Source organism: Caldalkalibacillus salinus, assembly GCF_016745835.1.
Lineage (GTDB): Bacteria > Bacillota > Bacilli > Caldalkalibacillales > JCM-10596 > Caldalkalibacillus_A > Caldalkalibacillus_A salinus.
On record NZ_JAERVL010000012.1, the window covers coordinates 34,497 to 51,271 of the forward strand.

The 16,775-nt window shown below is 43.8% G+C and carries 17 protein-coding genes; 2 read left to right on the top strand and 15 right to left on the bottom strand.

Annotation, left to right across the window (positions count from 1 at the left end; genetic code table 11):
• Nucleotides 1-151 precede the first annotated feature (151 nt).
• Nucleotides 152-1,114 carry a heme o synthase gene (gene cyoE, locus JKM87_RS08240; RefSeq protein WP_202079866.1) on the bottom strand — a complete coding sequence of 321 codons (963 nt, stop codon included), beginning with the start codon at nt 1,112-1,114 and terminating at the stop codon, nt 152-154.
• Between the two features lie 384 nt (nt 1,115-1,498).
• Between cyoE and JKM87_RS08245 the strand changes: the two genes are divergently transcribed.
• Nucleotides 1,499-2,395 (top strand): COX15/CtaA family protein, encoded by an 897-nt coding sequence (locus JKM87_RS08245; protein ID WP_202079867.1) that lies wholly within the window; start codon nt 1,499-1,501, stop codon nt 2,393-2,395.
• 116 nt (nt 2,396-2,511) lie between these two features.
• Here the strand turns inward: JKM87_RS08245 and JKM87_RS08250 are convergent, their stop codons facing one another.
• The 12 genes from JKM87_RS08250 to JKM87_RS08305 form a co-directional block, all read right to left on the bottom strand.
• Nucleotides 2,512-2,838, bottom strand: coding sequence for a hypothetical protein (locus JKM87_RS08250; protein WP_202079868.1), 327 nt, complete (start codon nt 2,836-2,838; stop codon nt 2,512-2,514).
• Nucleotides 2,839-2,926: 88 nt separating this feature from the next.
• Nucleotides 2,927-4,099 carry an LL-diaminopimelate aminotransferase gene (locus tag JKM87_RS08255; protein WP_202079869.1) on the bottom strand — a complete coding sequence of 391 codons (1,173 nt, stop codon included), beginning with the start codon at nt 4,097-4,099 and terminating at the stop codon, nt 2,927-2,929.
• Nucleotides 4,100-4,542: 443 nt separating this feature from the next.
• On the bottom strand, nt 4,543-5,412 hold the full coding sequence (gene ylqF / locus JKM87_RS08260; RefSeq protein ID WP_202079870.1) for a ribosome biogenesis GTPase YlqF: 870 nt from the start codon (nt 5,410-5,412) through the stop codon (nt 4,543-4,545).
• Between the two features lie 182 nt (nt 5,413-5,594).
• Entirely contained in the window at nt 5,595-6,188 is a 594-nt protein-coding gene (lepB, locus tag JKM87_RS08265) for a signal peptidase I (protein ID WP_336885154.1), read from the bottom strand.
• 319 nt (nt 6,189-6,507) lie between these two features.
• A complete protein-coding gene (gene rplS, locus JKM87_RS08270; protein WP_202079872.1) occupies nt 6,508-6,855 on the bottom strand; it encodes a 50S ribosomal protein L19 in 348 nt (115 codons plus the stop codon).
• Nucleotides 6,856-6,992: 137 nt separating this feature from the next.
• Complete coding sequence (gene trmD / locus JKM87_RS08275; RefSeq protein WP_202079873.1) at nt 6,993-7,751, bottom strand: tRNA (guanosine(37)-N1)-methyltransferase TrmD; 759 nt, start codon at nt 7,749-7,751, stop codon at nt 6,993-6,995.
• A complete protein-coding gene (gene rimM, locus JKM87_RS08280) occupies nt 7,741-8,277 on the bottom strand; it encodes a ribosome maturation factor RimM (protein ID WP_202080087.1) in 537 nt (178 codons plus the stop codon). Before rimM ends, trmD begins: the two co-directional genes overlap by 11 nt.
• Entirely contained in the window at nt 8,261-8,686 is a 426-nt protein-coding gene (locus tag JKM87_RS08285) for a YlqD family protein (RefSeq protein WP_202079874.1), read from the bottom strand. The genes rimM and JKM87_RS08285 overlap by 17 nt, the downstream gene beginning before the upstream one ends.
• A 151-nt stretch (nt 8,687-8,837) precedes the next feature.
• The gene (locus JKM87_RS08290; RefSeq protein ID WP_202079875.1) at nt 8,838-9,065 is read right to left on the bottom strand and encodes a KH domain-containing protein; all 228 of its coding nucleotides are present in this window, start codon (nt 9,063-9,065) and stop codon (nt 8,838-8,840) included.
• A 67-nt stretch (nt 9,066-9,132) separates the two neighbouring features.
• Nucleotides 9,133-9,402 (bottom strand): 30S ribosomal protein S16, encoded by a 270-nt coding sequence (rpsP, locus tag JKM87_RS08295; RefSeq protein ID WP_202079876.1) that lies wholly within the window; start codon nt 9,400-9,402, stop codon nt 9,133-9,135.
• 137 nt (nt 9,403-9,539) lie between these two features.
• Nucleotides 9,540-10,883, bottom strand: a complete 1,344-nt coding sequence (ffh, locus tag JKM87_RS08300; protein ID WP_202079877.1) for a signal recognition particle protein — start codon at nt 10,881-10,883, stop codon at nt 9,540-9,542.
• 15 nt (nt 10,884-10,898) lie between these two features.
• The gene (locus tag JKM87_RS08305; RefSeq protein WP_202079878.1) at nt 10,899-11,234 is read right to left on the bottom strand and encodes a putative DNA-binding protein; all 336 of its coding nucleotides are present in this window, start codon (nt 11,232-11,234) and stop codon (nt 10,899-10,901) included.
• A gap of 306 nt (nt 11,235-11,540) precedes the next feature.
• On the opposite strand from JKM87_RS08305, the gene JKM87_RS08310 reads away from it, so the two are divergent.
• Nucleotides 11,541-12,047 (top strand): hypothetical protein, encoded by a 507-nt coding sequence (locus tag JKM87_RS08310; RefSeq protein ID WP_202079879.1) that lies wholly within the window; start codon nt 11,541-11,543, stop codon nt 12,045-12,047.
• A gap of 89 nt (nt 12,048-12,136) precedes the next feature.
• Here the strand turns inward: JKM87_RS08310 and ftsY are convergent, their stop codons facing one another.
• Nucleotides 12,137-13,135: a signal recognition particle-docking protein FtsY gene (ftsY, locus tag JKM87_RS08315; protein ID WP_202079880.1), complete on the bottom strand. Its 999-nt coding sequence runs from the start codon at nt 13,133-13,135 to the stop codon at nt 12,137-12,139.
• A gap of 44 nt (nt 13,136-13,179) precedes the next feature.
• The gene (gene smc, locus JKM87_RS08320; RefSeq protein ID WP_202079881.1) at nt 13,180-16,746 is read right to left on the bottom strand and encodes a chromosome segregation protein SMC; all 3,567 of its coding nucleotides are present in this window, start codon (nt 16,744-16,746) and stop codon (nt 13,180-13,182) included.
• Nucleotides 16,747-16,775: the final 29 nt, after the last annotated feature.

Here is a 16,775-nt window from a genome sequence, read left to right on the forward strand (position 1 = left end):
CTACGACAGCTCCTAATTCTTAGTTTCTACTGTTAGGATGACCCAGTCGCAAAAAAAACTTACATTCACACACCGTGAGAGGACAAAAAAACGTGCCGGTATTTGACCGGCACGCCTGATACTTTACTGACACGCTCTATTTCATAATAGGTTAGTTAACAAGGACAATCATACTCGTAAACAAGAGTACGAGATACACCAAGGAGTAAATAAAATATTTCTTAGCCCAATCGATAGTCTCTTCATGCCCTTTTGTAAAGAAACCTTTTACAGAAAGTACTAACCATGCAATCCCCAGAATCAGCGCTAACCAAACATAAGCCGAGGACATGGAAACGGACAGAGGTAGTAATAACGAAACGGGAATGAGACCGGCCGTATAATTAAGCATTTGCCATTTCGTATCCCTAAAGCCCCTTACGACTGGTAACATGGGGATGCCTGCATTCTTATAATCCTCATAACGTCTAATGGCAATCGCTAGAAAATGAGGGATTTGCCAAACAAACATAATAGAAAAGAGGACCCATGCGCCAGGGTCTAAAGACTTCGCAACGGCTGCCCAGCCGATCATAGGCGGTACTGCCCCAGCTACACTGCCGACAACGGTGTTAAGCTCGTGCGTACGCTTGAGCCATAACGTGTACAACACGACGTAACCGAAAAGGCCAAACAAGGCTACGAGCGTGGCTAAATACCCCATGGGCAGTAACAACGTTGTACCTAAAATGGCAAATACAAAACCCATTGTCAAAACGCTTTTAGAGTCTAGTCGCCCTTGTGCTAACGCACGTTTCTTAGTGCGTTGCATTTTTTGGTCAATATCCCGGTCTAGATAATTATTTAAACATGTGCCAGAGGCGATGATGAGTGCAGCACCAAGCAGTGTGCACAGTATAGTTACACCATCAAGACTGTGACCTGTCGCTGCGGATGCGAGCCACATACCAGTAAATACAGTGAGTAGATTCCCGATGATAATACCTAATTTTGTTACTGTGACGTAATCTTTCCATGTTCCCGTTAGCTTTCGGTCTGCGAGTGGACCTGGTTCCATCACATGATGAGAGACGTATTCCTGTTGTGTATCTACCTCAGTAGACGCTTTGTTCATGGTATTACACTCCTTTTTTCACCTTACCATCAATAAATAACCTTTTTTATATTGTTATCATGTCATGACAAAATAGATCTTAAGTTTGTGACATCATAAAGTTGTGACAAATTGTCGACATAGATTATTCCTACTATCATAAGTCCCTAGAGTCATCTATAATGTTACGTGGGACCTTTCCTCTAGTTAGTCTACACGAAAATGAGCGGAAGGTAAACCTAGTACTCGCGCCCTTTATAAAAGTTACATAAATTGTGACATTTGTTCTGTTACGATCGTTGTATCCATTTATGATAGATTTAGATATATAGGAAGTGATCTACGTCAGTCATGATGACATGATAGATTGATGTGACGTGGTCTGCTATAGGAGTAGGTGTATTTATGACTAAGTTATTAAAGACCATAGCGGTATTAGCCACGATTTGGATATTGCTCACCGTCATTGCTGGTGCTCTGGTGACCAAAACAGGGTCGGGAGAAGGATGTGGAGAGAGTTGGCCTTTATGTCATGGACAACTGATCCCCGATGACATCACCGTTGAAACACTGATTGAATATACACATCGATTAGTGACGGGTGTCGCTGGTATACTCATTCTATTATTATCCGTTGGTGTGGGTATCACTTATCGCAAGCACAAAGAAGTGGTTTGGGTTGCAGTACTGGCCATGGTATTTTTACTATTACAGTCCGCACTAGGGGCTTTAGCAGTATTAAATATTGGCCGAGCTGACGCCACGCTTGCCTTACATTTTGGTATTTCTCTTTTATCGTTTGCGACCGTTGCCATGTTATGTGTGTACACTTTCCAGCTTGACAAACGGGATGCTTTACCCGTATCTCAAGCGTCTTCTAAGATGAAGTACGGGATTATGTGGTTATTTGTTTATCTGTATGGCGTTGTTTACACTGGGGCGTACGTTCGTCATACCGGATCGACGATGGCTTGTCAGGGCTGGCCGTTATGTAATGGGCAGGTCATACCTGAGCTCAGTGGCCAAACAGGCATCATGTTTGGTCATCGGGTCGCTGCCTTGTTAATGATTGTTGGGCTCACTGTCCTGCTATATCAATCGTTGAAGCATTATCAACATGATCGCACGATTTTCTACTCTAGTATCGCTTTATTTATACTTGTCCTCCTACAAGCTGTTAGCGGTGGGCTTGTTGTTCTAACTTATATGGCCTTGTTTCCTTCTATGTTACATGCACTTTTCATTTCCATGCTCTTTGCGGTTTACTTCCACTTGTTATTGTACGTTTGTAGAAAAAAATAAAGGGCCAACACATAACGCGATATCAGCATCATGATAACAAACCTAAAGGAGAGCCAACCGTCTCGTATCTAAGTATAGAGATGAGATTGGTTCTCCTTTTTTATTTCTGAAATGATTCAATCATATTTTTCATCTTCTACTCGCTGTTTGCCTTCAAATATGTACTCTAACTCTGTTTCAAACGGGATAAGTAAAGGGGGAGGGAGTTCCTCCATAATAGACTGGATTGGTTCGGTTTCCATTAACTTTTCAAAGCTTGAAGGTGGGTCTTCTAACGTGCTGAACCACTCTTCAATCGTTTGTGTGAAGTGGTAGAAGTTAGCTTCAAACCGTTCAGCGTTATCTTCATTCAGGTCTTGATTCTCCATCGTCCCTGATTGCATCTTCGTCCAGTCTTGCATCATGGTATCAAAATGCTGCTGAACCATGTCGCCCTTAGACATCTTCCTCACCTCCTCTGGTCTTCTTTTTGTCGTATTGAATCTTTGACGCATTGAATCTTTGACATATTGAGTTTTTGACGTATGGACGCTACGTTCTTACACTATTATGGTCCTCTAACATCTTTTTCAGACGCTGAGCCGCCTCTTCTAATCGGTCGACGTCATGGACAAGCGCCATTCGTACGTAACCTTCTCCTTGTGCACCAAAAGCTTGTCCCGGTGTCACCACAACCCCATACTCCAAAGCCTCAAGTGCAAAATCTAATGAAGTCCATCCAGCGGGTATACGGCCCCACACAAACATGCCCCCTTGTGGCTTTTGAACATGCCAGCCCGCTTGTTTTAGCGCATCCATAAACATATCTCGTCTCGTTTGATATGTATGACGGTGTTCCTCTAAAAATGTGTCGCCTTTAGTCAATGCTAATGTGGCTGCTTTTTGGATCGGGTAAAAAACACCATAGTCAATATGAGACTTCAAGACAGCCAAAGGTTCTATCAGTGATGTATGCCCCACTAAATATCCGATGCGGCACCCTGCCATGTTGAAGCTTTTTGATAGAGAATTAAACTCTATAGCCACATCCTCCGCCCCGGGTATGGAGAGTATACTTAATGGCTCTACCTGATCAAAAATAAGCTCTGAATAAGCAAAATCATGTACAATCAGAATATCATGTTTGCGTGCAAAATCAATGAGTGACTCAAAAAAGGTTGCCGTCGGTAATGCGGGGATAGGATTGCCCGGGTAATTGAGCACGATCATCTTTGCTCTTTGACATATCTCTTCTGGAATATCCTCCAGCTTGGGCAGGAAGTCATTCTCCTCTAATAGAGGCACCGTATACACTTCTGCCCCTGCAATTTGTACACTAGCAGCGTAAATAGGATAGCCTGGGTCTGGCACGATGACGACATCTTCTGGATCTAAGTAAGCAAATGCTAAATGAGAGAGTCCCTCTTGAGATCCCATGAGTTGCAGAACTTCACGCTCTGAGACGTCAACATGATACCGTCTGCCATAAAAAGCACTCACCGCTTCCTTGAACTCATCCGTTCCTGTCAACGGATAACCGTACTCCCCATCTTTTTGGACCTCTTCAGACAGACAATCCTTCACAAAAGTGGGAGGAGGGAGATCCGGACTCCCTATACTGAGATCGACCATATCTTGCCCTTGTTTTAGCTTTTCCTTTTTCTTTAATGACATTTGACTGAAAACGCTCGTTGTAAGTGACTGTAACGTTCTAGACGGTTTCACACTCTCCACCCTACTTTCCTTAACTTAATCTTTTTTTCTTTTTTTAGCTATTTTTTAGCTAGCGTATTTATGCTATTTGCAATGATTTTTATATCTATACATCTTAATACTTTATGGATTTCTTCTCAAGGGTTAATAAAAGAGGTTCTACGTCAAATGTTGGGGTAAGGAGCACAAGCTCCGTACCGATGATGCTAACATATAAATATTTTTTTGTTTTAATGCGCTGCAGGGACGTGCTTACGGCCGCTCTTACTCACTTCATAAAGGCGGTAGATAAACCCTCCAGACATCCTTCATGACGCATGCCTTCGAATAGTTAAAAGCAAAGTTATTTAAAATTACGACCTGCCAATTCTTCAGCGTTTGAATCGCTGAACCGAGTAGGTTGTAGAGCGTAAAAAAAGTAACGATGTAAAGGACGATCATCCTTTTATCCATCGTTACTCTCTGTTTGAGTATGTCATGTTTGGTGTTTCAAATGTCATCCGGCCTAGCTTACCTGATCGAAGCTCACGTAAAAGGAGTTCACTTACTTTCTCATAATTAATGATGCCTCCACGCATAAGGGCGCCTCTTTTTTCTCCGATCATATCTAAAACTGTGACGCTATCATCGGGTATAGACTCCAAGTCATACCGTGCCATGAGTCGTTCGGGATAATGTTCCCTTAAAAACCCAACGGTATGAAAGGCAATTTCCTCTATATCCAGAATGTCATCCTTTATCGCGCCACTTGCGGCCAGTCGAAAACCGACAGCCTGATCTTCAAATTTAGGCCATAAAATACCGGGCGTGTCTAAGAGTTCCATTTCTTTGCCTACTTTAATCCACTGTTGCGCTGTTGTGATCCCTGGACGGTCTCCCGTCTTAGCAATATGACGGTTAGCGAGACGGTTAATGAGAGAAGACTTTCCAACGTTGGGAATACCGACAATGAGTGCTCTTACAGATCGTGGTTTCATCCCTTTGGCCTTTCGCTTCTCTTGGATGTCCTGCACGAGTGACTGGCAGGCGGCTGGAATTTTCTTTATACCTGCCCCAGATTGCGCGTCAACGGGTAATGCGTTGACACCTTCTTCTTCTCTAAAATATTGGACCCACTCATCTGTTCGTTCCGGGTCTGCGAGGTCCGCTTTGTTTAGTAAAACAACCCTAGGCTTCTGTGCGATGATATCACTCATCATCGGATTATGAGAAGAGTAGGGTAATCTGGCATCAAGTAATTCTATGACCACATCAATAAGCTTAAGTTTCTCACTTACTTGACGTCTAGCCTTGGCCATATGTCCGGGAAACCATTGTATACTCATACTGTCACCTGCTTTGATTCCTTTGATCTATTCATGCCCCTGATATAGGTTTGTGCAGTTTTATGTTTGCTTCGTCTGTGCTCTACTGTCTATCTCAGGGTTTCACTTGTTTCACATCAGTTTTGTTCAACATCATCTCTCTGTTAAACATCGCTTCTCATGAACTATATTTATATATTCCATTATTGCACTAATCGTATGGCATCAAACGGCCAAAAAACAACATCTGCTCTTCCGACAACATCGTCTATGGGGATTGCACCTATGCTACGGCTATCACGGCTGTTTTGTCTGTTATCTCCCATAACGAAGATGTGGCCTTCAGGAACCGTTGTCTGAAAATCATGGGTTAGTATGCCCGACGTTTGTAGAAGTTTATCTTCTAAGTATCGTTCTTCTATCGGCTCGCCATTAATATAGAGCTGATCATCACGCACTTCTACTGTGTCTCCAGGCTCCCCTATGACTCTTTTAATCCAGTCTTTGCCGTGTTCTGCATGAAAGACAAGAATATCCCCTCTTTGTGGTTCATCGAGGTGATACATCACTTTATTCACCAGTATTTTCTCCCCATCCTCTAGCGTCGGTAACATCGACGTACCATCAACGACGATCGGAGCAAACAGGAAGATGCGAATCCCTAAAGCAATGGCAACAGCGATACTTAAAGCTTTGAACCACTCTAATGTTTCACTTTTACCCTTGCCTCTCGTTTTTTCGTCGTCCTCATCATCTTCATTACCTTCTACACTGGTGTGACTGTTATCGCCATCAATATTTTCTGAATCATACAAATGTATGTTCTCTTCTTGTTGCAATGGCGTTTCCTTTGTTTCTTCATGTGGCTCAGCTGATAAAGTTTCTGCTGAGCTATCTTCCTCACGAGGAGCTTGTTGCGGATGTTGATCTTCTCTCCGTTGATCCATCTCCCTCATCCCCTTTTATTTGGTCGTCCACGACACTGTCATGGTTAATATTAGTACAGTATAGTATCATGATGATCAAATATGACCGGCTTCATTCGTTTAGCAGGTCATCATCACAAGTGAAAAAAGGAGCTTGTGTTTGTCCAAGCCCCTTCTTTCCGTTACGGTATTATCTACGTATCTCTTTAATACGAGCGGCTTTACCGCGAAGATTACGTAGGTAGTAAATTTTAGATCTACGTACTTTCCCGTGACGTACCACTTCAATTTTGTCAACCTTTGGAGAGTGAAGTGGGAACGTACGCTCAACTCCAACACCGTTAGAGATCTTACGTACGACAAACGTCTCACTAATACCAGTTCCGCGGCGACGAATCACAGTACCTTCGAACACCTGGATACGCTCGCGTTGTCCCTCGATAACTTTTACGTGCACACGTAAAGTATCACCTGCGCGAAACTCAGGTACTTCAGCTTTTAATTGTTCTTTTTCAATCTCACGAATCACGTCGTTCATCGATATGACCCTCCTTCCACAACAGACGCTCATACTGTCCCTTTTATCGTAACAATAGCGGAACGCCCTAAATCAAGGGCAGTTCGTCCCAAGACAAAATGCCACAACTAGTATAATACCATATCCTACTATAAATCTCAATTGTTTTCCTCAGATTTGATATCTTCTAACCACGCTTGCTCTTGCTCTGTTAGCGTACGGTGTTCAAGCAGATCAGGACGTCGTTTCCAGGTCCGCCTGAGTGATTCTTTCATTCGCCATTCCTCTATATGTTGGTGATGCCCAGACAACAAGACGTCCGGAACCTTCATTCCCTTATACTCAGCGGGTCGAGTGTAATGGGGATACTCTAACAATCCGGTGCTATAAGAGTCCGTTTGGGCGGACGTCTCGTTGCCTAACGCCCCCTCTCTCAGCCGTACCACACTATCAATGATCACCATTGCGGCTAATTCCCCACCCGTTAATACATAATCTCCAATTGAAAGCTCATCAGTGACAAGATGCTCTCTAATTCGTTCATCGTATCCTTCGTAATGGCCACAAATAAAGATAAGATGGGAGGATTCAGCTAACTCCTCTGCTTTCTTCTGCGTATAGCGTTCACCTTGAGGGCACATTAAAATGACCCTTGGCTTATGATCAGTGTCAGCCTTCTGGACAAGGTCAGATACAGCGGAAAAGATGGGTTCAGGTTTGAGTACCATGCCCCCGCCACCACCGTATGGATAGTCATCAACTTGTTGATGCTTATGAGTGGAGTATGAACGAAAATTGGTCACCCGATATTCCACGAGCGCTTTCTCTGCTGCTTTTGCTAATATACTAGAACCTAAGACGCCATTAAACATTTCCGGAAAGAGTGAAAGGACGTCAATGGTGAGTTTATTCTTCATCCACCAAGCCCTCAATCAGTGTGACGACGATTTGCTTATGCTCTACGTCTATCGACTTAACCACATCATCTATATAAGGGATGAGAACGTCCTTCCCTCTTTCTTTGCGTTTGATCACCCAGACGTCATTTGCCCCTGGTGAAAGGATTTCTTTTACGGTCCCTAGTATATCTCCCTCTTCTGTCAGCACATCGCAGCCAATGATCTGATCATAGTAATACTCGCCTTCTTCAAGTGTTTCACGATCATCCTCTGCAACCTTGAGAAAGCCTCCTTTATATCCTTCCACGTCATTGATGGAAGGATGGTCTTCAAAAGATAAAAGATCGAAACTCTTATGCTGACGATAACTTTTAATGACGAGTGGTACGCCTTCTTGATCTTGGTTTTGGCCACCAGTGAAGTAAAATAATCTTTTTCCAGGCTGATAGCGTTCTTCTGCAAAGTCCGACGTTGTCACCACCCTCACTTCCCCTCGTACGCCATGTGTGTTTACGATTTTCCCGACTTTATAAAACTTTGTCATGATCTTCCCTACTTTCTCTAATCTCATGAACGATACCGTCTTTGATGATGATCTCTGCCCCTTTCATGAGATCTTCCCATACATCCCCGACCTTCACTTCTACCTCACTATCCACAGTACTATGTAAAATTTCAGTTCCTATTGAAACCATGGAGAGTTGCTCAAGTTGAAATTCGACCTTCTCTATGTTCTCTTGCTTTTTTTGTTCCTCTTGTTTTAATTTCTCTTGCATTTGTCTGATGTAGTCAGGGTTTTTCTTCGATTCGTGGAGAATCTTTTTGCCTTGAAAGCGCAGTTGCTCCATCTCTAGTTTTAATTGATTGAGCTGGTTTTGGTATTCTTCCTGTAATTCCTGTTTTGATTGCTGTGTTAATACGACTTTAACTTGCACCGGTCGAATTATTTTCATTCGCTTCGCCCCTATTTCTTCCCCTTATTCTAGACAAACATACCACATTTGATATGTACATAGCGTTTCACTCGTTAACCGCGTTGTATTGAGCGTTTTAATAGGATATAAAATGGTACGGAAAAAGGACGAAGTAACCTCCGCCCTCTTTCTAATCAATGTCTACGTATACCTTTTTGCCACCCTTCGTAGCAGAGGCATAGACAACTGTGCGTAAAGCATTAGCAATACGCCCTTGTTTTCCAATAACCTTACCTACGTCATCAGGGTGAACGTTAAGTTGGAACGTGATGCTTCGTTCGTTTTCCTTGGAGGAAACACGAACGTCCTCTGGATGATCGACGAGAGCCTTAGCAACGGTCTCTATAAGTTCTTTCATCCTTTAGCCTCCAGATTTAGATTTTTGACGAAATCCAATCTCATGAAGTGGCTCTATAATCAAAAACTTACTTTTGTTTGGATTCGTGGAACTTCTCCATAATCCCTGCATTGCTGAATAGATTTCTAACGGTATCAGAAGGTTTTGCACCGTTTTGTAACCATTCTAGGGCCTTCTCTTCATCAATTTTCACTTCAGTTGGCTCTGCTACAGGGTTATAAGTCCCAATTTCCTCGATGAAACGACCATCACGTGGAGAACGAGAATCCGCTACAACCACACGGTAGAAAGGTTTTTTATTAGCTCCCATACGCTTTAGACGAATTTTTACTGACATTTTATATTTCCTCCTTCAAATGATCCAATAAATTTTTAATAGCCTCTAAGTAGAGGGGGTGATCTTGTTTTTGTCCCCACTTTTTGCTGTACCAGCTTTCAATACTGTATAAGCGGGGCTAAGACATGATAAGCGTGTTAAGACATGAAAGGAAATTTCATTCCCTTTTTCTTTTTCTTAGATTGCATTTGTGTCATCTGTTTCATCATCTTTTTCATGTCTTGGAATTGCTTCAATAGTCGATTGACTTCTTGGACGGATGTGCCACTTCCCTGAGCAATTCGCTTCTTGCGACTTGCATTAATGATCTCAGGCTTTTGCTTCTCAGCTTTGGTCATGGAGCGTACGACCGCCTCGACTTTGCCGAGCGCCTTGTCGTCCACTTTCATGTTCTTCAGGCCTTTGATCTTATTGGCTCCTGGCATCATGCCCAGTATTTCATCTAGAGGACCCATGTTTTTCACTTGGTCCAATTGTTCTAGAAAGTCATCAAGGGTAAACTCCATCGTTCGCATTTTACGTTCTAATTCAGCAGCCTTCTCTTCATTAACGGTCGTCTGCGCTTTTTCGATGAGCGTTAGAACGTCTCCCATCCCTAGTATACGTGAAGCCATGCGTTCCGGATGGAAAGGCTCTAGCGCGTCAAGCTTCTCTCCCATCCCCGCAAACTTAATCGACTTACCAGTGACGGCCTTAACAGATAATGCGGCACCCCCACGGGTGTCACCATCTAGCTTCGTTAGAACCACACCCGTTAGTTCGAGCTGTTCATTAAAGCTTTCAGCTACATTGACGGCGTCTTGACCTGTCATGGAGTCGACCACAAGTAAAATCTCGTCCGGGTTAACCGCCGATTTAACTTGGTTCAGCTCATCCATAAGCGCTTCATCGACGTGCAACCGACCTGCTGTATCAATCAGAACGTAATCATGATGCTCTTCCTTCGCTTTGGCGATCGCTTGCTTGGCAATCTCAACTGGACTGACTTGATCCCCTAAAGAAAAGACAGGTAAATCTAACTGCTCACCTAACACCTGCAATTGCTTAATCGCTGCGGGACGGTAGATGTCACCAGCGACGAGCAATGGCTTACGATTTTGACTCACAAGATGTTTGGCTAGCTTACCTGTAGATGTGGTTTTACCGGCCCCTTGAAGCCCTACCATCATCACCACTGTAGGTGGCTTGTTGGCAACGGCGATCTTGCTTTGCTCTCCACCCATCAATGCCGTTAGTTCTTCGTTAACGACCTTGATGACTTGTTGTCCAGGCGTTAAGCTCTTCAACACTTCTTGACCTACAGCGCGTTCTTTTACACGGTTAATAAAGTCCTTCACGACTTTGAAGTTAACGTCCGCTTCTAAGAGCGCGATACGCACTTCTCGCATCATCTGCTTAACGTCGTCTTCTGTGACTTTACCCTTACCACGTATCTTTTTTAATGTCTCTTGCAGTCGGTCGGCTAATCCTTCAAATGCCATGTGTTTGCCGCCTCCCTAGTCAACTTTTTTGAGCGCGTTCATCACGTTCCTTAACTGTCGTAGATCGATGCTAGATTCTTCTTGAAGCAGATTCGTAGCCTCTTGTAGTAGTTGCTCTCTCTGTTGATGCTTCGCTAATAACTGCAACTGCTCTTCAAAGTGCTCTAGCAATTGCTCCGCTCGTTTAATATTATCAAAAACCGCTTGTCTACTGACCTGACATTCTTCTGCTATCTCACTAAGAGAATAATCATCGGAATAATACAGCGCCATATAGCGTCGTTGCTTATCAGTCAGCAAGGGTTGATAAAAATCATATAAAAGATTAACGCGGGTTGTTTTTTCAAGCATGGGGCAAAACCCTTTCAACACCAAAGCTTAGAAAGCAGTGACAAGGTCATTACCTTTACACAACCCCAATCATACATGAAGGGCTAGATCGCTGTCAAGTTTATTTCTTGTCAGTTCATTTTAGGACATCAGACTCATTCCCAAAAAAAGTATTTACAATTCCATAATTTGCTTGTATCTTTGTTTTGCACTAAATACTGTGCACTGCTTATCAATAACCTAAAAGCAATTATGGTCATTTAAAGAATATAAATTACTTCTTTGACGACCAGTGCTACTTAAATGATATAGGAGGCGTGTTCATTCATGAAAAAATTTGTGGTAATTTCTCTTTTATGCTTTGCTCTTAGTGTTTCCGCTTGTTCGTCAACGGATCAAACGTCAAGCGAATTGTCAGGATCAGAATTGACCCATGATATCACCAACACCGAACAGTATGCTCTATCTATACCAGAGCAGTGGGTGGTAGCAGAGGAACCAGGGGGAGTGCTCAGGTTTAAAAAGGACGACGAAGACATTGGGGGACTTAACATTGTAGACTATCATCCAGAACAACCTCTTTCACAATTAAACCCCAACCATGCGGAGGTGACCAAAGAGAATGAACTAAGTGGCTACTTTACAACTGTGGTTCAATTTGATTATAAGATCACACCACCTGCTGCATCAGGAGATCAAACCGTTACACAGGAAGTCCATTACAACTTCTTAGTGCAAGAACAGAACATTGCTTATCAACTTTATTTTAATGCCGAAGTGGTGGAAGAAGAAACAGCCTTACAGATTATTCATACCTTCAAGCTCCGTGAATAAATGAAGATCCACCGGCTAAATAAACATATCATTCTGACCAATCTTATGTAGCCGCAAACGCGTGCGGGGAGACGCACGCGTTAGAATATTTAAGCTTCTTCCTTCTCTGCTTCTTCCTCTACGAGGTCGGCAAACAAGCCGTTAATAAATTGCTCTGGCTCGAAACGCTGCAAGTCGTCGACCTTCTCCCCAAGTCCAACAAATTTAACAGGGATATCTAACTCATTACGGATCGCCAGCACGATCCCACCTTTGGCCGTTCCATCCAGTTTAGTTAGAACGATCCCTGTCACGTTGGTAGACTCTCCAAATGTTTTTGCTTGAGAAAGGGCATTCTGTCCCGTCGTGGCATCCAACACAAGGAGTGTTTCATGTGGAGCGTCAGGGATTTCTCTGTTCACGACACGATAGACCTTCTTTAGCTCCTCCATGAGGTTGACCTTATTTTGTAGCCTTCCCGCAGTATCACAAATCAGGATATCAGCGTCTTTTGACTTAGCGGATTGAATCGCATCAAATACAACTGCAGCAGGATCGCCTCCCGCTTGGTGTTTAATGACGTCAACACCGACGCGTTCTCCCCACACTTCTAACTGTTCGATGGCACCCGCACGGAACGTATCACCTGCAGCAAGCACCACGTTTTTGCCTTCAGACTTGAACTTATGTGCCAGCTTACCGATGGTCGTCGTTTTACCTACACCGTTGACACCGACGACTAAGTATACAGTTAAACCGTCCTCATTCACATGGAGAACGCCCTCTTCTTCAGATTTAGTTAGGAGGTCTGTTAGTTTTTCGGTGATGAGTGGTTTAATGTCTTGACTGTCTTCTAGCTTACGTTTCTTCGCTTCTGTTCTAATGTCGTCGACGAGATCCATGACCGTATTAAAACCAACATCCGCTTGAATCAGAATATCCTCTAACTCTTCAAAGAACTCCTCATCAACCTTACGATATCGACTGACAAGGTCATTCACTTTCTCTGAAAAGTTGTCTCTCGTTTTGGTTAGCCCTTCTTTGAACTTATGGGTGACGGTTTCCGTTTGATTGGTAATCTTTTCTTTGATCTTCTTAAAAAAGCCCATATGTTATGCCTCCTCTAAATCCTTATGTTTCTTTATTCTTCGTTCTATGCGGTGATGGGGTCATCCTTCTCTTCTAGTTTAACTGAGACGAGGTTAGACACGCCAGACTCCTGCATGGTGATTCCATACAGCACGTCGGCGCCTTCCATTGTTCCTTTTCTGTGCGTGATAACGATGAACTGTGTTTTTTCAGAAAAAGCGCGAAGGTACTCAGAAAAGCGCGTCACGTTAGCCTCATCCAATGCTGCTTCCACTTCGTCAAGCACACAGAATGGTACAGGCTTGACTCTTAAGATAGAGAACAATAGTGCAATCGCCGTTAGGGCCTTCTCCCCACCTGAGAGTAAGGCTAAGTACTGAAGCTTTTTGCCTGGCGGTTGCGCAATAATATCGATGCCTGTGGTGAGCAGATTGTCAGGGTCTGACAGAATCAAATCAGCTCGTCCACCACCAAACAACTCCTGAAACACGTCTTGGAATTGCTCACGTACGAGGTCAAATGTTTCTTTGAAGCGCTTCGTCATCTCTTCATCCATCTCGGCGATCACTTGGTACAGCTTCTCTTTGGCTTGTACAAGATCCTCCTCCTGAGATTTCAGGAATTGATAGCGCTCCTCCAAGCGTTCAAACTCCTCTATGGCCCCTATATTGACGGCACCCAACTGTTGTATCTGTAGCTTTAAGGCGTCCACTTCTTGTTTGACCGTGTCATACTCGTCTTCTAGTGGATACTGCTCTTTCGCTAATTCAAAACTCAATTCGTATTCTTCGCGCAGCTGACTCAGGTTATTTTCCAGTTCTACATCAAGTCTATTGACCTGCACTTCAACCTGATGGGCCGCGTCTTCTAACATTCTTAGTTCTTTTTGGATTTCTTTGAGATTGATTTCAAGCTGTTCGATCAGCTGCTTATCCGTCTTTCGTTGCTGGCGCCAATCATTGATCTGCTGGGTCAGTTGATCCTTTTGTTCTTTTTTCTCTCTGAGCTGTTCGGCCATCGAGTCTTCTTCATCATCCTGCTCGTGAAGATTCCCCTCTAATCTTTGTAACTGCTCCTGAATGAAGTGCCATTCATCGTCTAGTTCCTGTTTGGTCTGTTCAAGGCGTGAAACATCCGCTTGTAGCCCTTCAAACGTCTGCATTTTACGAGCGAGATCTACCTTGAGGACCGTAATCTGCTCTCCTTTTTCCTCCTTACGCTTCTGCGATAGTTTCTTGTCTTGCTCTAGCTGTTCGATATCTTTTTCCATTGTTTGGGCCCGCGTATGGAGTTCAGCCAGTTTGTTTTGCAGGTCATTCTTTTGCTGCTGACTGTCATCGATCTCTTGTTGGAACGTATGCAGGTCTTGATCGTAGATTTCTAGCTTTTCATCAAGTCTTCTCTGAGCAAAGAGCAGCTGGTTAAAATCATCTTTCTTCTGTTGCTCAAGCGCTTTCCATTCCTCGCCCTGCGTTCTCCAGTCCTCTAACTGTTGTTCCATGGTATCGTTTTGAGCCTTTAGGTCGGTTATATGAGCCTTTTTCTTTTTGACGTGCTGGTGAATCTCTTTTAGCTCTTGTGCTAAGCGCTCTAATTCTCTTTCTCGACCTAGGAGGTTGGTCTGGTTCTTCTTAGCACTCCCCCCACTCATGGAACCCCCGGGGTTAACAATATCTCCTTCTAAGGTTACAAAACGATAACGGTAATGTGTGTTGCGTGCGAGTTCATTGGCGGCCTTCAGTTCTCTGGTCACGATCACAGTCCCTAAGAGGTTACCGACAACATCCTTGTAGGTGTCATCGTAATGGACAAGATCCGATGCGACGCCAACAAAAGCGTCGGACTGTGAGAACACCTGCTGGTCTTGGGGATTCACGGATCGAGGCCTGATGACATTACGCGGTAAAAATGTGGCTCTGCCTGACCGACGTTGCTTCAGATAACGAATGGCTTCCCGTGCTGATGCCTCATCCTGAACAACGACGTGTTGCAAAGCGCCACCTAGCGCTGTTTCTATCGCCATCTCCACCTTCTTGGGAACTTGGATGAGTTCAGCGACCGATCCATCAATACCATCCAAGTATTGTTCTCTCGCTTTAAGGACCTCTTTTACCCCTTGGAAATAGCCGGTAAAATCATTTTTCATTTCTGTTAATAATTGCTGTCTTGCTTCCTTTTTTTCATAATCGTTGACCGTTTGACGTAGCTGCTCCTCTTCCTGCTCTATTTGATGTATGAGGGCTTTTCGCTCATTGGCCGTCTCTTGATAACGGCTGCGTAGCTGCTCAATCTGCTGTTGTAATCGGTCGATATCATCCTGCTTGTCCTTTATTTGTTCAACAATATCCGCGCGTTCATCGATATATTGCTGGTGATCTGTGTCGAGCTTCTGTATTTTCTCTTTGTTTTGTTCAATGTTCTGCTCTGCATAACGCAAATCATTTTTGGCAGACGCCTGCTCGTTGAGGACGTTGATATAGTCCGACTTTAAGCTTTCCAATTTTTCATCCAAATCGTAGACTAATTCCTTCAGAGATTGCTCTTCATCGTTCAGCGCCGCTTTCGCCTGAGACACTTCCCCTTCTACGACTTCTAGTTCCTGTTTGCGCTGCTCGAGCTCCTCTAGATGTGTTTGGCGTCTTTCTTTGAGCGCATTCAGTTTTTCAATCACGTCCTGTTTATTAGTAGAGAAGTTTTTCTTTCTTTCTCTGAGAACCTCTCTCTGTCCTTCAAGCTTTTCGACTTCTTCAGTAATATCAAGAAGCTGCTGGTGGGATTCTTCTAGTTTCTGTTCTAGCTGTGCGGTTTTCCAACGGTGTTCTTGCAGTTTGGCGTCCTCTTGACTGACCTCGACGGATAACTGTTGCTGTGTTTCCCTTAACTCACTCAGTTTCGATGATGCTTCTTCCCACTGTTTGTGGGTCGTTTCAATGGCATAAACTAACGTACTGATCTCTTTTTTGGTCAAAGAGGCTTTTAGCTCTTTGTATCTTTTGGCTTTTTCGGCCTGAATACGTAAGGGCTCCAGCTGTCCTTCTAATTCATAGATAATATCTTGTATGCGTATGAGATTCGCTTCCGTCTCGTCCAAACGACGTTCCGCTTCCCGCTTGCGATTTTTATACTTGACGACCCCAGCCGCTTCTTCAAAAATACCACGTCGGTCTTCAGCTTTTGAGCTCAAAATCTCTTCTATACGCCCCTGCCCGATAATAGAATACGCTTCTTTACCTAATCCGGTATCCATGAATAACTCGGCAATATCCTTCAATCGACAGCTTTGTTTGTTCAGAAAGTATTCACTGTCTCCTGAACGATACACACGCCGTGTAATGGCCACTTCTGCGTATTCAATAGGCAGTGCTTCATCACCGTTGTCTAGTACTAAGGTCACTTCCCCGTAGTTCAGCGGCCGTCGAGTGTCACTACCGGCGAAAATAATGTCTTCCATTTTGGACCCACGTAAGGATTTGGCCGACTGTTCGCCCAATACCCAACGTATGGCGTCAGAGACATTACTTTTACCTGACCCGTTAGGCCCAACGACGGCGGTCACACCGGGTACAAATTCCAGTTCCGTCCGGTCTGCAAATGATTTGAATCCATATAACTCCAGCTTCTTGAGGTACATATAAATCATGACTCCCCTCAAACGTAATC

What these genes read in the sequence shown, in the direction of transcription:
- rpsP (WP_202079876.1), bottom strand. Translation starts at nt 9,402, where the DNA reads ATGTCAGTAAAAATTCGTCTAAAGCGTATGGGAGCTAATAAAAAACCT.
- cyoE (WP_202079866.1), bottom strand. Translation starts at nt 1,114, where the DNA reads ATGAACAAAGCGTCTACTGAGGTAGATACACAACAGGAATACGTCTCT.
- rplS (WP_202079872.1), bottom strand. Translation starts at nt 6,855, where the DNA reads ATGAACGACGTGATTCGTGAGATTGAAAAAGAACAATTAAAAGCTGAA.
- JKM87_RS08250 (WP_202079868.1), bottom strand. Translation starts at nt 2,838, where the DNA reads ATGTCTAAGGGCGACATGGTTCAGCAGCATTTTGATACCATGATGCAA.
- ylqF (WP_202079870.1), bottom strand. Translation starts at nt 5,412, where the DNA reads ATGAGTATACAATGGTTTCCCGGACATATGGCCAAGGCTAGACGTCAA.
- ffh (WP_202079877.1), bottom strand. Translation starts at nt 10,883, where the DNA reads ATGGCATTTGAAGGATTAGCCGACCGACTGCAAGAGACATTAAAAAAG.
- smc (WP_202079881.1), bottom strand. Translation starts at nt 16,746, where the DNA reads ATGTACCTCAAGAAGCTGGAGTTATATGGATTCAAATCATTTGCAGAC.
- JKM87_RS08305 (WP_202079878.1), bottom strand. Translation starts at nt 11,234, where the DNA reads ATGCTTGAAAAAACAACCCGCGTTAATCTTTTATATGATTTTTATCAA.
- rimM (WP_202080087.1), bottom strand. Translation starts at nt 8,277, where the DNA reads ATGACAAAGTTTTATAAAGTCGGGAAAATCGTAAACACACATGGCGTA.
- trmD (WP_202079873.1), bottom strand. Translation starts at nt 7,751, where the DNA reads ATGAAGAATAAACTCACCATTGACGTCCTTTCACTCTTTCCGGAAATG.
- JKM87_RS08285 (WP_202079874.1), bottom strand. Translation starts at nt 8,686, where the DNA reads ATGAAAATAATTCGACCGGTGCAAGTTAAAGTCGTATTAACACAGCAA.
- JKM87_RS08245 (WP_202079867.1), top strand. Translation starts at nt 1,499, where the DNA reads ATGACTAAGTTATTAAAGACCATAGCGGTATTAGCCACGATTTGGATA.
- JKM87_RS08310 (WP_202079879.1), top strand. Translation starts at nt 11,541, where the DNA reads ATGAAAAAATTTGTGGTAATTTCTCTTTTATGCTTTGCTCTTAGTGTT.
- ftsY (WP_202079880.1), bottom strand. Translation starts at nt 13,135, where the DNA reads ATGGGCTTTTTTAAGAAGATCAAAGAAAAGATTACCAATCAAACGGAA.
- JKM87_RS08290 (WP_202079875.1), bottom strand. Translation starts at nt 9,065, where the DNA reads ATGAAAGAACTTATAGAGACCGTTGCTAAGGCTCTCGTCGATCATCCA.